This window comes from Cellulomonas sp. (assembly GCF_965229465.1).
Classification (GTDB): Bacteria; Actinomycetota; Actinomycetes; order Actinomycetales; family Cellulomonadaceae; genus Cellulomonas.
Genome location: NZ_OZ245882.1, coordinates 4244483 through 4258858, shown reverse-complemented (window position 1 = coordinate 4258858; position 14376 = coordinate 4244483). Strand labels below are relative to the sequence as shown.

Here is a 14376-nt window from a genome sequence, read left to right as displayed (position 1 = left end):
CTACTCACACTCCGTAGCGTCCTGCACAACACCAAGGCGGCGGCGCCTGTTGAGATCCGGTCCCACCGGAGCTCGACCGGCCCGTCGCCTTACGTGCTCCTGGCGCCAGCGTCGCTGTCACACCGGTCAGGTGGACCCGTGAGTCCACCCGGCCGTCCGACTGGACGACCGAAGGGTGCTACCCATGGCAACGACGTTCGACAAGCTCCTGCTGGAACCTCGACGTACCGAGCAGATCTCGATCAAACCCACCCGAGCCGCCGAGAACGAGTCGGCACAGAGCCCGTCGCTCATGCTCCTCGTCCTGCTGGCCTGCGCCGGCGTCATCATCTACGCGGTCTTCCTGCTCAACCCGGCCAACCGGGGCGACTGGCTGCCGTACACGCTGGTCATGGTCGCCGAGTCCGTGCTCGTGGCGCACGCCCTGCTGGCGATGTGGACCGTGCTGTCCAGCGGTCACAACCCTCGCGGCTTCGCGTTCCACCACGCCCAGGACCGCCTCTACGACCTCGCCGAGATCATCCGCGACGGCACCGAGAAGGACCCGCCCTCGTGGCGCATGTACCTCCAGGAGTGGCCCATCAGCGTCGACGTCTTCATCACGACGTACGGCGAGGACCTCGACACCATCCGACGCACGACGTCGGCGGCCGTGGCGATGCAGGGCAGGCACGACACCTGGGTGCTCGACGACGGCCGCTCCGACGAGGTCCGTGACCTCGCTGCCGAGCTGGGCGCGCGGTACGTCCGGCGACTGTCCAGCAACGGCGCCAAGGCGGGGAACATCAACCACGCCCTGTCGATCGCCAAGGGTGACTTCTTCGTCATCTTCGACGCCGACTTCGTGCCGCTGCCGCAGTTCCTGCACGAGACCGTGCCGTTCTTCGCCACCGACGACGTCGCCTTCGTGCAGACGCCGCAGGTGTACGGCAACCTCGACACCGTCATCTCCAAGGGCGCCGGCTACATGCAGTCGGTGTTCTACAAGTTCATCCAGCCGGGCCGGAACCGGTTCAACGCCGCGTTCTCCGTGGGCACCAACGTCATCTACCGGCGCACGGCCGCGGACTCGATCGGTGGCATCTACTCCGACTCCAAGTCGGAGGACGTCTGGACGTCACTGATGCTGCACGAGAAGGGCTGGCGGACGGTGTACATCCCCACCGAGCTGGCCGTGGGGGACACCCCGGAGACCGTCGAGGCCTACACCAAGCAGCAGCTGCGCTGGGCGACCGGTGGCTTCGAGATCATGCTCACCCACAACCCCCTCTCGCCCAAGCGGAACCTGACCATGGACCAGCGGCTCCAGTACCTGGTGACGTCGACCCACTACCTCACGGGCATCGCACCCTTGCTGCTGATCCTCGTGCCGCCGCTCCAGATCTACTTCAACCTCACCCCGATGAACCTCACGATCACCCCGATCACGTGGCTCCTGTACTACGCGGGCTTCTACGTGATGCAGATCCTCGTGGCGTTCTACACGCTCGGCTCGTTCCGGTGGCAGGTGCTCCTGCTCGCCGCCGTGTCGTTCCCGATCTACACCCGGGCACTGATCAACGCCATCTTCAAGAAGGACCAGAAGTGGCACGTGACCGGCCAGAAGGGCGCCTACCGATCCCCGTTCGCGTTCATGATGCCGCAGGTCCTGTTCTTCCAGCTGCTGCTCATCACGACCGTGGTGGGCGTGTGGAAGGACCTGAGCAACGGCTACCCGAGCCTGGCCGTCGCATGGAACGCCACCAACACCCTGATCCTCGGCGGCTTCGTCGTCACCGCCTGGAGGGAAGGTCACCGCGCCCGCGCGACCGCCAAGGCACAGCGCGTGCCGCGGCGTGACCACGCACCCGTCCTCGCCACCGCACTCCCCGGAGGTGCCGCATGACCTGGACAAGCCGTATCCGACTCCTCGCGGGCATGGTGCTCGTGCTCGCGTTCGCCGCGTTCGCCACCTATCACCTCAACCAGACGCGCGGGGTCGCTGTGAGCGACTCCGCGCAGATCCTCGCCAAGTCCTACGGCGTCGGCACGCCCTATGCCGGTCTCGTCGTCGACCAGCTGGTCGACGTCGGTGACGACGTGAGCACGGGGGACCCGCTGTTCGTGATCGACTCGGCGACGCTCCAGTACGACGTGAAGAACGGCTTCGCGCGGACGTCCACCGAGGCGACGCAGATCGACGCTGACGGACGTCTGGTGGTGCTGGCCACGGGCGACGGGGTCGTCACGGAGATCGCCTCCGAGCGCGGCACCTTCGTCCAGTCGGCCACCCAGCTGGCGACCGTGCAGCGCGCCGACACGCTCTACGTGCAGGCCGAGTACACCCTCACCCCGAAGGAGTACGCACGGGTGGCGGACGACGCCACCGTCGCCGTGGTGCTGCCGAACCAGCGCGCCATCACGGTGCACGTCTCCGAGGTGAAGGTCGAGACCGTGGCGGGCGCCGCCCAGGCGGTGCTGATCCTCACGGGTGACTCGCTCGAGGACGGCGCCCAGAACGGGCTCGTCTCCGCGGGCACGCCGGTCACCGCCGAGCTCCAGCTGGAGAACGACGGGCTGGTGACGCGCACCGCAGACGCCGTGAAGACCTACGTGGGAGGACTCTTCGGATGACGACTCGGACGACAGGACCCCTGACAGAAGTTCGCCCCCCGCCCCCGTCGTCGCACCGACGGTGGTGGGTGGTCGGCGTGGGTGCGGCCCTCGTGGTCGCGCTCGTGGCGGTGCTCGTCGTGGTCGCGCCCTGGGCGGACGACGACGAGACCGTCGACGGTGCCTCCGGCGGTGCCGGCTCGGCCCCGGTCGCCGACGTGAGCGGCCCGCCGGACGCCACCCCGCCGGAGGTCGACCCCGCGGCGCTCGTCGGCGCGGTGCCGGCCGAGGCGGTGGCCAAGATCGACCCCGTGCGCCTGGCTCCGGGTGTGGTGCCGCCCACCAACCGCTGGTACAGCGGCCTGGTGTTCGGCGACCAGCCACAGCCGGTGTTCGCCGAGCCGCTCTCGTTCGGGCTCACGGACTCGGGCTTCACGCTCGGGCTGCCGGCTCCGACCGTGGACGCCAAGGTCATCATGGCGCCGCACGTCCCGGCCGTGACCGTGGACGCGGGTGCGGCCTCCGCCCAGGTCAGCGCCGCGGACCCGGTGAGCGTGACGATCGACCTGCTCGACGCGTCCGGTGCTGTGCTGGGGAAGGTGGTGCTGGCGGCGGGCTCGCCCTTCGTGAGCTTCACGGCCGTGCAGGACATGACCGTGAGCTCCGCGGTGACCGGGGGGTCGTTCGCACCCGGCGCGGAGGGCGCGGCGACGGCGGACGCCGGAACCTCGCAGTGGGGACTGGTCGGCGGGTCGACCGAGGGCGGGTCGACGACGCTGGGCGCCGGTCAGTCCGCGTCCTGGTACGCGCTGCCGCCGGACGCGACCGACGAGGCTGCGACGGCCCTGCGGACCGCCGCTGCCGACCCCGTCACGGGGGTCGACGTGACCTATGGCGTGGACGACAGCGTCGCCCGCACCACCCTCACGTACCGCACGGCTGGCGGGTCACCGACGGCGTACGTCCTCATGCCGCACCACCGCACCGGTGACCAGCCGGACCGTGCGGACTGCGGGCTCGGCACGTACAGCAGCGTCTACGGCGACCTGGAGCTCTGCGTCGGGTCGCAGCTGTCGTCGTTCGCGCCGGCGCTGCCCGCCGCGCGGGAGCTCGACCTGGACGGCATCTCGGACGACCAGCGCACGGCGATCGTCGACGCGCTGCGGGCGGACGTCGCGGCTACCGGGGCGTTCCCGTCGGACACGTACTTCGGCGGGAAGGCGCTCAACCGTGCCGCGTCGCTCGTCGTGCTGGGGGAGCAGCTGGGTGCGCAGGACGTCGTGGCCGACCTGAGGACCACGACGGTCGACGCCCTGACCGAGTGGGCGGAGCCGGACGGCTGCACGCGTCGCGAGGCCCGGTGCGTGGTCTACGACGAGTCCGCCCGTTCGGCCATCGGGCTCACGCCGTCCTTCGGGTCGGACGAGCTCAACGACCACCACTTCCACTACGGGTACATCCTCGCGGCGGCGGGCCTGCTCGCGCAGGACGACCCGGCGCTGGCCGCCGAGCTCGCCCCGGTGATGAACCTGCTCGCGCAGGACATCGCGGCGGCGCTGCCGTCGGAGGAGCTGCCGCAGCTGCGGTCGTTCGACCCGTACGCGGGCCACTCGTGGGCGTCGGGGACGTCCCCGTTCGCGGACGGGAACAACCAGGAGTCCTCGTCCGAGGCGGTCAACGCCTGGAACGGGCTCGGCCTGTGGGCGCTGGCCTCGGAGCAGCCCGACCTCGCGACGGAGGCCACCTGGCTCGCGTCGACCGAGGCCCTGACCGCCCGGACCTACTGGACGGCGCCGGACCTCGAGCAGCTCGACGGCTTCGAGCACACCATGGTGTCCCTGAACTGGGGCGGCAAGCGGGACTACGCCACGTGGTTCAGCCCCGAGCCCAGCGCCATCCTGGGCATCCAGCTGATCCCGATGGGGCCGGTGCAGGTCTCGGTCGCGCAGGGCGTGGCCCCGGAGCAGATCCGGGCCTCGGTCGAGGAGGCGACGCCCGGCGGGTACGGCGTGCAGTTCGGCGGGTACCTGCTCATGTACCGGGCGCTCGCCGGCGCGGACGATGCCTCAGCGGCCTGGCAGGAGGCGTTGGGCCTGCCGGACGTGGCGGTCGACGACGGCAGCTCGCGGTCAGCGATGCTGGCGTTCATCGCGTCGGCGCAGGCGCGCTCCGGAGGCTGACGGGTCGCACGTCCGCACGACCACGACGCCCGCTCCCACGCCCGGGAGCGGGCGTCGTGCCGTTGACCGGCTGTTCGAGGTGCACGAGCACGGTGTCAGTCGAACGAGCGCTTGACTTTGTCGTCCCCGCGTCCGACTCTTGGGGCACACGGTAGTGACACGAGTCACTCAGGAGGAACCTCACCGGCGAGGCCGTCCCTCCAGGAGCGTCGCGTGCCCCACGTTTCCGGCAGCGGACCCCGAATCCCGCGACCGGATCACGCACAGAACCAGGCTGGCGAGAGTCAGCCAGGGCCGACCCGGCCGCGCGCAGCGTTGCGCGCGACCTGTCGGCCCGCTCGCTCACCGCGGCCGTCGCCGGACTGCCGCGTCACCGCGCCCCTGGGCCCACCGTGCCGACCCCACGTCGGCAGGCGTGCCGCACCCGATCGGAGACAGCAGGATGTCTGCTCACGCACGACCACTCCCGTCCCCACGCACCCTCGACCGACGCCGGCTCGTCGCCATGGTGGCCGTCGGCGCCATGCTGGCCTACCTGGTGCAGGCGATCCTGCTGCCGGTGCCGCGCGCAGAGGCGGTGAACGTCGGCTCCGGGAGCTATGCCGAGGGCACGCCGACGGGCGGTGCCGTGCCCACCGAGTGCAACGGCACCCCGGTCACCAACCCCCGCGCGCACGTCACCGCGAACTTCCCCGCGGGCGCGGTCCCGACCAACGACTGGTGGACGTCGCTGCTCTGGCGCAAGTTCAACTGCGCGTCGATCTCCGAGAACCTCATGGCGCACCCGCTCTCGTACCACGCGTACACCAACGGCCTCGGGGTGAGCTACCCGACCACGGCGAGCATCTCCGGCACCGCGACGGGCGTGGGGGAGTACCACTACAACTACACGGAGGACTTCCGGCTCGGGATCGCCGGCCTGGACGCCGACGGCAAGGTCGACGGCTACTCGGACTGGACCGTCAGCGAGCTCTGGAGCAACGGCAGCAGCAGCCTGCGGACCACCTTCGGCCACGGGCTGCCCTTCGTCTACGCGACGAAGACGGGCGGCAACGCGACCCTCACGGGCGTCACGGCGCCCACCGTCTGGAGCAACGTCTACGGGCAGATCGGCTACACGATCAACGGGCACGACTACGCGGCGTACGCACCCACCGGCTCCACCTGGAACGTCTCGGGGAGCACGATCAGCTCGTCCCTGAACGGCGGCACGTTCTTCTCGGTCGCCGTCCTTCCGACGCAGCCGAGCAGCAGCAACGCCGACCGGCTCGCGGCCCTGAACGCCTACGCGCCGTACGCCCACAACCACGTGACCGGCACCAAGGTCTCCTGGTCGTACAACGAGGCCACCGCGAAGATGACCGCGACGTACGCGTTCACCACGACCGCGCGCCAGGGCACCGCCACCGGCACGGTCTACGCGCTCTACCCGCACCAGCGCGACAACCTCAGCGGCGCGACGCTCACCGGCTACTCCTACGTCTCCCCGCGCGGTCCGATGCGCGTGGTGGTCGGCAGCACGCAGTTCCAGACGGTGTCGACCTTCAACGGCGTGCTCCCGCAGCTGGCCAACACCGGCTTCCCGGCGGGATCGGCTGACGCCTCCCAGCTCAACGGGTACATCTCGCAGGTCGCCTCGGGCGACCCGTTCGCCGGGTTCGGCGACGACACCTACTGGACCGGCAAGGCGTTCGGGCGGATCTCGCAGGTGGCCCACATGGCCAACCTCACCGGCAACACGTCCGCGCGCGACAGCCTCGTCAGCTCGATGAGGACCCGGCTCACGGACTGGATGACCGCCTCGCCCGGCGAGACGACCCGGTCGTTCTGGTACAACTCGTCCTGGGGGACGCTGATCGGCTACCCGGCCTCCTACGGCTCGGACACCGACCTCAACGACCACCACTTCCACTACGGCTACTACGTGGTGGGGGCCGCCACGGTCGCGCAGTTCGACCCCGCGTGGGCGGCGGAGTCCGCGTACGGCGGCATGGTGAACACCGTCATCAAGGACGCGGCCAACTGGGACCGCACCGACACCCGGTTCCCGTTCCTGCGTGACTTCGACATCTACGCGGGTCACGACTGGGCTGCGGGGCACGGAGCGTTCGGCGCCGGCAACAACCAGGAGTCGTCGTCCGAGGGCATGAACTTCGCCAGCGGACTCATCCAGTGGGGCCAGGCGACCGGCAACACGACGGTCCGTGACCTGGGCATCTACCTCTACACCACGCAGGCGTCGGCCATCGAGAACTACTGGTTCGACACCGACGACGAGGCGTTCCCGGCAGCGTTCGGGCACTCCACGGTCGGCATGGTGTGGGGCGACGGCGGCTCCTACTCGACGTGGTTCAGCGCCGAGCCGGAGATGATCCAGGGCATCAACCTGCTGCCCAGCACCGCGGGCCACCTGTACCTGGGCTACAACCCGGCCTACATCAGCCGCAACATCGCCGAGCTGGAACGCAACAACGGCGGACCGGCGGCGGTGTGGAAGGACATCGTCTGGGAGTTCCAGGCGCTGGCCGACGCCCCCACGGCGCTGTCGCAGTTCAGGTCCCAGGCGGACTCCTACGCGGTCGAGGAGGGGGAGTCGCGGGCGCACACGTTCTACTGGCTCAAGAGCCTGTCCGGGCTCGGCACGGTGGACCGGTCGGTCACGGCGAACACCCCGCTGCACGCGGTCTTCGTCAAGAACGGCGTCCGCACGTACCAGGCCGCGAACATGAGCGGGTCGGCGATCACCGTCACCTTCTCCAACGGCGTCACCCTGGCGGTCCCGGCCCGGTCGGTCGCCAGCTCGAACGTCTCGGTCCCCACGGACACCACGGCGCCGTCGGTCCCGGCGGGCCTGTCCGCCTCCGGCACGACGGCGTCCTCGACGAACCTGTCGTGGTCCGCGTCGACCGACAACACCGGTGGCAGCGGAGTCTCGGGCTACGAGGTGCTCCGGAACGGGACCGTCGTCGGCACCGCGACGGGAACCACGTTCACCGCCACGGGTCTGGCTGCCTCGACGGCCTACCAGTTCACGGTCCGGGCGCTCGACGGCGCAGGCAACCGGTCGGCGAGCAGCAACACGGTGAGCGTCACCACCTCGGGCGGGGGTGACACGACGGCACCCTCGACGCCCACCGGGCTGACCGCGTCGGGCACCACCTCGACGGCGACGACGCTCGCGTGGTCGGCGTCCACCGACAACGTCGGCGTCACCGGCTACGACGTGCTGCGCAACGGGTCCGTCATCGCCTCCACCGCGAGCCGGAGCTACACGGCGACGGGTCTGTCCCCCTCGACCGGGTACGCGTTCACCGTGCGGGCGTACGACGCGGCGGGCAACCGCTCGGCACTGAGCAACGCCGTGTCCGTCACCACGTCCGGCACCTCGACCGGCACCGACGCCACGTCGCGGATCCAGGCCGAGGCGTACAACGGCATGGCGGGCGTCGCCAAGGAGGCGACGCAGGACACCGACGGCGGCGAGGACGTCGCCTGGATCGCGAACGGCGACCACATCCGGTTCGACAACGTGAACTTCGGCAGCACGCCGCGGGGGACGTTCAGCGCGCGGGTGGCCTCCGGAGCGGCGGGCGGGATCAGCGGGCTGGTGAACGTGCGGCTCGACAGCCTCACGGGTCCGTCGATCGGCAGCTTCGCCATCAGCAACACGGGTGGCTGGCAGACGTGGCGGACCGTCCCGGCGAACATCCAGGCCACGACGGGCACGCACACCGTCTACCTGACGTTCGACTCCGGGCAGTCGGCCGACTTCGTCAACGTCAACTGGTTCACGTTCAGCTAGCACGTGCGCGTCGACGGCCCGGTGCGCACACGCGTCGCCGGGCCGTCGGCGTGTCAGGCGCGGTCGCGGCCTCGACGGGTCTGGGCGCGTCGTCGGCGACGACGGGCCAGGTCGAGTCGGGGGCGCTGACGGGTCAGGTCGAGTCGCGGGCGATGACGTGGAAGACGTCGGCGGGCTGCGCCGGCGGGTCGACGGCGTCGTCGAGCGCGGCGATCACGGCGGCGGCGAGGTAGGTCGCCTGCGCGTCGATGGCCTGCCAGACCGTGGTCAGTGCGGGGGCCGCCAGGCGGGCCGCGGGGATGTCGTCGACGCCGATCACGGCCACGTCCTGCGGCGTGCGCAGCCCCTCGGCGCGCAGCCCGGACAGGACCGCGAGTGCGACCTCGTCGTTGTAGGCGGCCACGGCGGTGACCGGCTCCGGTCCGGCGCGCCAGCTGCGGACGACGGCGGCGGCGGACGCCACGTCGAGGTCCACGGCATTGACCCTCGGCGCCGGCAGACCCAGTCGCTCGCACTCGAGCACCACGCCCGCGAGCCGCCGGTCGGCGAACGCCGCCAGCCGGTCGTCGCTCGGTGCGGCGTAGGCCACCACGCGATGGCCGCGCTCGGCGAGGTGCTCGACCTGGAGCCGTCCGATCCTGGTCTGCGGGACCGAGAACGTGCCGGGGTGGTCGTCCTCGTCCAGGGCGCTGCCGACCACCTGGATGCCCGCCTGGCGCATGGCGCGCTCGTCCTCCTCGGCGAAGGGCGCCAGGCCGAGCACTGCTCGCGGCGTGACCGCCCGCCAGAGCTCGGCGAGCGGACGCGGGCCACGGTCGTGGTGCACGAGGACGGAGAGCCCCCGAGCGGCGAGCTCGGTGGTGAGGTGGTCGAGCAGGGTGTCGATGACCGGGCCGATCGTCCAGTCCGGCAGGACGCAGAGCACCAGGTCGCTCCGGCCGGAACGCAACGTCCGTGCTGCGGCCGAGGGGGTGTAGCCGAGGCGTGCGGCCGCATCGCGGACGCGCTGGCGGGTGGCCTCGGGGATGGCCACGTCGCTCTTCCCGTTGAGCACGTAGCTCACGGTCGTGCGGGACACGCCGCTCTCGCGGGCCACGTCGGCACTCGTCAAGCGCGGCACGGACCCTCCCTCGCGACCCCCAGCAGATCTGCGCCAACCCTAGCCGCGAGGCGCGCGTCTGGGCCGGTAGTCCCAGGGTGAGGGAGGGTGTTCCCGGCACGATGGTCGGTATGAGCCTCCACGTCCCCGGTGGTCTGCTGCTGACGGGCCGGGCCGCCCACCCGCTCGCCCTGCCGGCCCTGCTGAAGCCCGTCCTCCTCGACGTCGCCGACCGCCTGTTCCACGAGGCGCTCGCCACCCGTGTGGCCCACCACATCGACCGTGTCCGGCTCGGTCTGCCCGGCCTGGTCGAGCAGGGGCGTCCAGCCTCGGCACTGGGTGCGCTGGTGCGGCAGACCGCCGTCGAGACCGTGGCCGCCATCCACGACGAGCACCTGCGCAGCCAGGACGTCGATCTCGGGGTGAGCGTCACGATCCTCGCGCACCCCGACAGGGACGACGCGCTGCTCGGCATCATCCACGCCGGGCGCCGCGAGCTGCGCGACGCGGTCCTCGCCGTCGACGGCATCGACGAGTACTCGTACCTGGCCGTCGAGAGCCCCCGGCTGGCCGCGCACGAGTGGCAGGAGCGCGCTCGCGTGTGGTCCCACGCGCTGCGTGACGGCCGGTACGCCGACCTGGGCTGGACGTGGTCGCTGTTCGGCCGCTACCCCGAGCAGACGCTGCGCTGCCTGGCCGCGCCGGACACGAACAAGCTGGTCGCTGCGCTGCCCGGCGAGCAGGACCGCGCCCGGCACCTGGCCGGCGCCCTGAGCACCGCACAGCCGACGAAGGACGCGAACGACGTGGCCGCCCTGCTGCCGACGGCCTACGCCGCGCTGGCACCGATCGGCGCCGACGACCTGACCTGACCGGCGCCCCCACGACAGCGGCGAGCCCCCGGTCGCCAGGACCTCCTGGCAGCCGGGGGCTCGCCGCATCCTCACTGCCCGAACCAGCGACCCACCTGCTCGACGATCGCGGCGTCGAACCGGTCGTCGTCGTGCCTCGCGCGCAGCCACTCGGCGAAGCTGCCGCCGGCAGAGGCGTCAGCCTCCCTGCGGCACGCGTCGGTGTCCGTGATCGCCCGCAGCAGCATCTGCTCGGCCTCGGCGGGCGTGCGGTACAGGAACGGGTACTCGGACGGCAGGATGGCGCGCGCCCAGGGACGGTCCGGCAGCACGCCGACCGCACCGGCGACGAGCGCCTCGATGTACTCGAGCCCGTAGGACTCGTCGGTCGCCGTGGCCAGGAACGCGGTGGTGCGCGACAGCGCGGACCAGTAGCCCTCGCGCGTGGCGGTCAGCGGCCCCACCCACGCCCAGTCGTAGAGCGACAGGCGCATCGCCTGCTCGGTGGCCAGGTGCGACTCGTGCAGTCGCGCCTCGACCCGTAGCGGGGTGCGCTTGGCGACCCGCTCGACGATGTCCAGGAACAGCTGCGGCTGCTTGCGGTCGGACAGGTAGATCGCGGGGTAGAGCACGACGGGCACGTCCGGGTCGCGCCGGGGGAGCACGTGGTCGAGCCGGATGCCGAGGTTGACCCAGGCGACCTCGGCCTTCTCCGCCAGCGCCGGGATGGTCCAGCGCTCGACCATCTCGCGCACCTCGCCCGCCGTGCGCTCCGAGTTGGCGAACGTCGGGAACAGGGCGCAGGACAGGGCGACGGCGGCCCGCTCCACCGGGTGGGAGAACTGCGAGGTGCCCAGCCACACGAAGTTCATCACGTGCGGCTCGCCGCCCGAGGCCGCCAGGGTGCGCCACACGGCGACCGTGTCGGCCGGGGCCATGTTGATGACGATCGTGTCGTCGGGGTCGACGAACTCGAGGGGGAGCAGGTCGAAGTCGGCGCCGCGTCGCGGACCGGGCCCGACGAGGATCGACCCGGGGAAGATGCGCAGCAGGCGTCGGACCAGGGTGGCTCCGGCGTCGTGCCCGGCGACGTGGCCGTCGGTGTCGACGAGGACGTCGGGGTGGCGGACCGCGATCCTCATCGGTCGCTCACCTTCGCGTCGACCAGGGCGCGATCGGCGCCGGAGGTCGTGGGAGCGGCGCCGGACGTCGCGTCCCCGCCGTCCCCGAGCCCGACCGGCTGCGCCTCGTCGGAGAGCGTCGACCGGATCCGCATCCCGTAGAACGAGCGGTACACGAAGAAGGCGGACGCGAGGAAGAACACCGCCGCCAGGGTGAGCACCAGGGTGTGCAGGCCGTCCGCCGTGAGCCGGACCGAGAGCTCGACGGCCAGCAGGCCGAACAGCGTCGTGAACTTGATGACCGGGTTCAGCGCCACCGACGACGTGTCCTTGTAGGGGTCGCCGACCGTGTCACCGATGATCGTGGCCTCGTGCAGCGCGGTGCCCTTGGCGTGCAGGTCGATCTCGACGATCTTCTTCGCGTTGTCCCACGCGCCGCCCGCGTTGGCCATGAAGAACGCCTGGTACAGGCCGAACACGGCGATGGAGATCAGGTAGCCGATGAAGAAGAACGGCTCGACGAACGCGAAGGCGAGGGTCGAGAAGAACACGCCGAGGAACATCGTGAGCATGCCCTGCTGCGCGTACTGGGTGCAGATCTCCACGACGCGGCGGGAGTCGGCCTCGCTGGCCCGTGTGGCGCCGTCGAGGCGGATCGTGGTGCGGATGAACTCGACGGCGCGGTAGGCACCGGTGGTCACGGCCTGGATCGACGCGCCCGTGAACCAGAAGATCACGGCGCCACCCATGACCAGGCCCAGCAGGAACGGCGGGTGCAGCAGCGAGAGGTTCTCCAGCCCGGTGGTCAGGCCCTCGGTCAGGCCCATGATGATCGAGAAGATCATGGTCGTGGCGCCGACCACCGCGGTCCCGATCAGCACGGGCTTGGCGGTCGCCTTGAAGGTGTTCCCGGCGCCGTCGTTCTCCTCGAGCATGGTCTTGGCGTGGTCCCACTGGGGCGTGAACCCGTGCTCGGCGACGAGCGTCGCCTCGATGTCGTCGATCTCTTCGATCATCGAGAGCTCGTAGACGCTCTGGGCGTTGTCCGTCACCGGACCGTAGGAGTCGACCGCGATGGTGACCGGCCCCATCCCCAGGAACCCGAAGGCGAGCAGCCCGAACGCGAACACGGCGGGCGCCAGCATCAGCGTGTCCAGGCCCAGCTGGGAGAGCAGGAACGCGCCGCCCATGAGCCCGACGATCGTGGTGCCGAGCCAGTAGGCGGAGAAGTTGCCGGCGACCAGGCCGGACAGGATGTTCAGCGAGGGTCCGCCCTCACGCGAGCTCATGACGATCTCGCGGACGTGGCGGCTGCCGGTGGACGTGAACGCCTTGACCAGCTCGGGGATCACGGCCCCCGCGAGCGTGCCGACGGCGACGATGGTGGCGAACACCCACCACAGCGACGCGGTCGGCCCCTGGCCGAGGACCAGGTAGGTGGTCAGGTAGGTGGCGGCGACGCAGATGCCGGACGTCACCCAGACGAGCGAGGACAGCGGGGTCTCGAAGTTCATCCGCTTGGCGTCCCGGTACTGGTGACGCACCCAGGCGTCGTTGACCAGGTAGGACAGCGCGGAGGCGATGATCATGACGGCGCGCACGACGAACATCCACACGAGGAGCGTCGCCTGGACCGCCGGGTCGTGGACGCCCAGCAGGACGAACGTGATCAGGGCGACGCCGGTGACGCCGTAGGTCTCGAAGCCGTCGGCGCTCGGGCCGACGGAGTCTCCCGCGTTGTCGCCCGTGCAGTCGGCGATGACGCCGGGGTTGCGGGCGTCGTCCTCCTTGATCTTGAACGCGATCTTCATGAGGTCCGCGCCGATGTCCGCGATCTTGGTGAAGATGCCGCCCGCGATGCGCAACGCCGCCGCGCCGAGGGACTCGCCGATGGCGAACCCGATGAAGCAGGCGCCGGCGATCTCGCGCGGGAGGAACAGCAGGATGACCAGCATCATGAACAGCTCGAGGCTGATGAGCACCATGCCGATGGACATGCCCGACTTCAGCGGGATCCGGTGCACCTGGAGCGGGGTGCCGCGCAGGGCGGCGAACGCGGTGCGCGAGTTGGCGAACGTGTTCACGCGGATGCCGAACCAGGCGACGGCGTACGAGCCGGCCATCCCGAGCAGGCTGAACCCGATGACGATCGAGACCTTGCTCCAGGGGAAGTCGATGAGGAACCGGTAGTAGACGACGATCACCGCGGCGATGAACACCCAGAGCATGAGCAGGAACTTGCCCTGCTTGACCAGGTACGCCTTGCACGTCGAGTAGATGAGCTCCGAGATCTCGAGCATCGACGCGTGCACCGGCAGCCGGCGCAGCTGGACGAAGGCCAGCATGCCGAATCCGAGGCCGAGCACGCACACGACGAGGCCGAGGCTCAGCAGCAGGCGCCCGGACACGCCGCCCATCACCGTCACGGCGCCGAGGTCGGGGAGCGCCAGGCTCGCCTCGCCCCCGGGACCGGCACCCGGCGGTTCCGCCGTCGTCGAGAGAGAGCTCCAGAGGGCGGTCATGGTGAGCACGGGATCCCCGTTCGTGACGTGCGTCGGCCTTTTCTTGCAGGCTAGGGCCGCCTTTCGCCGTCGAATGTGACCTAAGTCTCGGACCGGTGTGCATCCGTCCTGCTGGGGCGGGACGAAGCAGTGTCGGGGACGGACGTCCAGGCCTGTCCCCGCTCGACAGGCCGGTCGTCCCGAGCCGATCTAGCATCGGCCGTGTCGCG

General features: G+C 70.7%; 8 protein-coding genes. 5 read left to right on the top strand and 3 right to left on the bottom strand.

Annotated elements, in window-relative coordinates; all coding sequences use genetic code 11:
* The first annotated feature begins 184 nt into the window (after positions 1-184).
* The 4 genes from ACO06A_RS20085 to ACO06A_RS20070 all read left to right on the top strand — a co-directional run bounded on the left by ACO06A_RS20085 (position 185) and on the right by ACO06A_RS20070 (position 8574).
* Positions 185-1885, top strand: a complete 1701-nt coding sequence (locus tag ACO06A_RS20085) for a glycosyltransferase family 2 protein (protein ID WP_421733946.1) — start codon at positions 185-187, stop codon at positions 1883-1885.
* A complete protein-coding gene (locus ACO06A_RS20080; protein ID WP_421733945.1) occupies positions 1882-2613 on the top strand; it encodes an HlyD family efflux transporter periplasmic adaptor subunit in 732 nt (243 codons plus the stop codon). Before ACO06A_RS20085 ends, ACO06A_RS20080 begins: the two co-directional genes overlap by 4 nt.
* 77 nt (positions 2614-2690) lie before the next feature.
* Positions 2691-4772: a glycosyl hydrolase gene (locus tag ACO06A_RS20075; protein WP_421733944.1), complete on the top strand. Its 2082-nt coding sequence runs from the start codon at positions 2691-2693 to the stop codon at positions 4770-4772.
* A 505-nt stretch (positions 4773-5277) separates the two neighbouring features.
* A complete protein-coding gene (locus ACO06A_RS20070) occupies positions 5278-8574 on the top strand; it encodes a glycosyl hydrolase (RefSeq protein ID WP_421733943.1) in 3297 nt (1098 codons plus the stop codon).
* A gap of 133 nt (positions 8575-8707) precedes the next feature.
* Here ACO06A_RS20070 and ACO06A_RS20065 read toward each other — a convergent pair whose 3' ends face one another.
* Positions 8708-9694 carry a LacI family DNA-binding transcriptional regulator gene (locus ACO06A_RS20065; protein ID WP_421733942.1) on the bottom strand — a complete coding sequence of 329 codons (987 nt, stop codon included), beginning with the start codon at positions 9692-9694 and terminating at the stop codon, positions 8708-8710.
* 110 nt (positions 9695-9804) lie between these two features.
* Between ACO06A_RS20065 and ACO06A_RS20060 the strand changes: the two genes are divergently transcribed.
* Positions 9805-10545 (top strand): hypothetical protein, encoded by a 741-nt coding sequence (locus tag ACO06A_RS20060; RefSeq protein WP_421733941.1) that lies wholly within the window; start codon positions 9805-9807, stop codon positions 10543-10545.
* 71 nt (positions 10546-10616) lie between these two features.
* Here ACO06A_RS20060 and ACO06A_RS20055 read toward each other — a convergent pair whose 3' ends face one another.
* The gene (locus ACO06A_RS20055; protein WP_421733940.1) at positions 10617-11666 is read right to left on the bottom strand and encodes a glycosyltransferase family 1 protein; all 1050 of its coding nucleotides are present in this window, start codon (positions 11664-11666) and stop codon (positions 10617-10619) included.
* A complete protein-coding gene (locus tag ACO06A_RS20050) occupies positions 11663-14167 on the bottom strand; it encodes a sodium-translocating pyrophosphatase (protein ID WP_421733939.1) in 2505 nt (834 codons plus the stop codon). The genes ACO06A_RS20055 and ACO06A_RS20050 overlap by 4 nt, the downstream gene beginning before the upstream one ends.
* Positions 14168-14376: the final 209 nt, after the last annotated feature.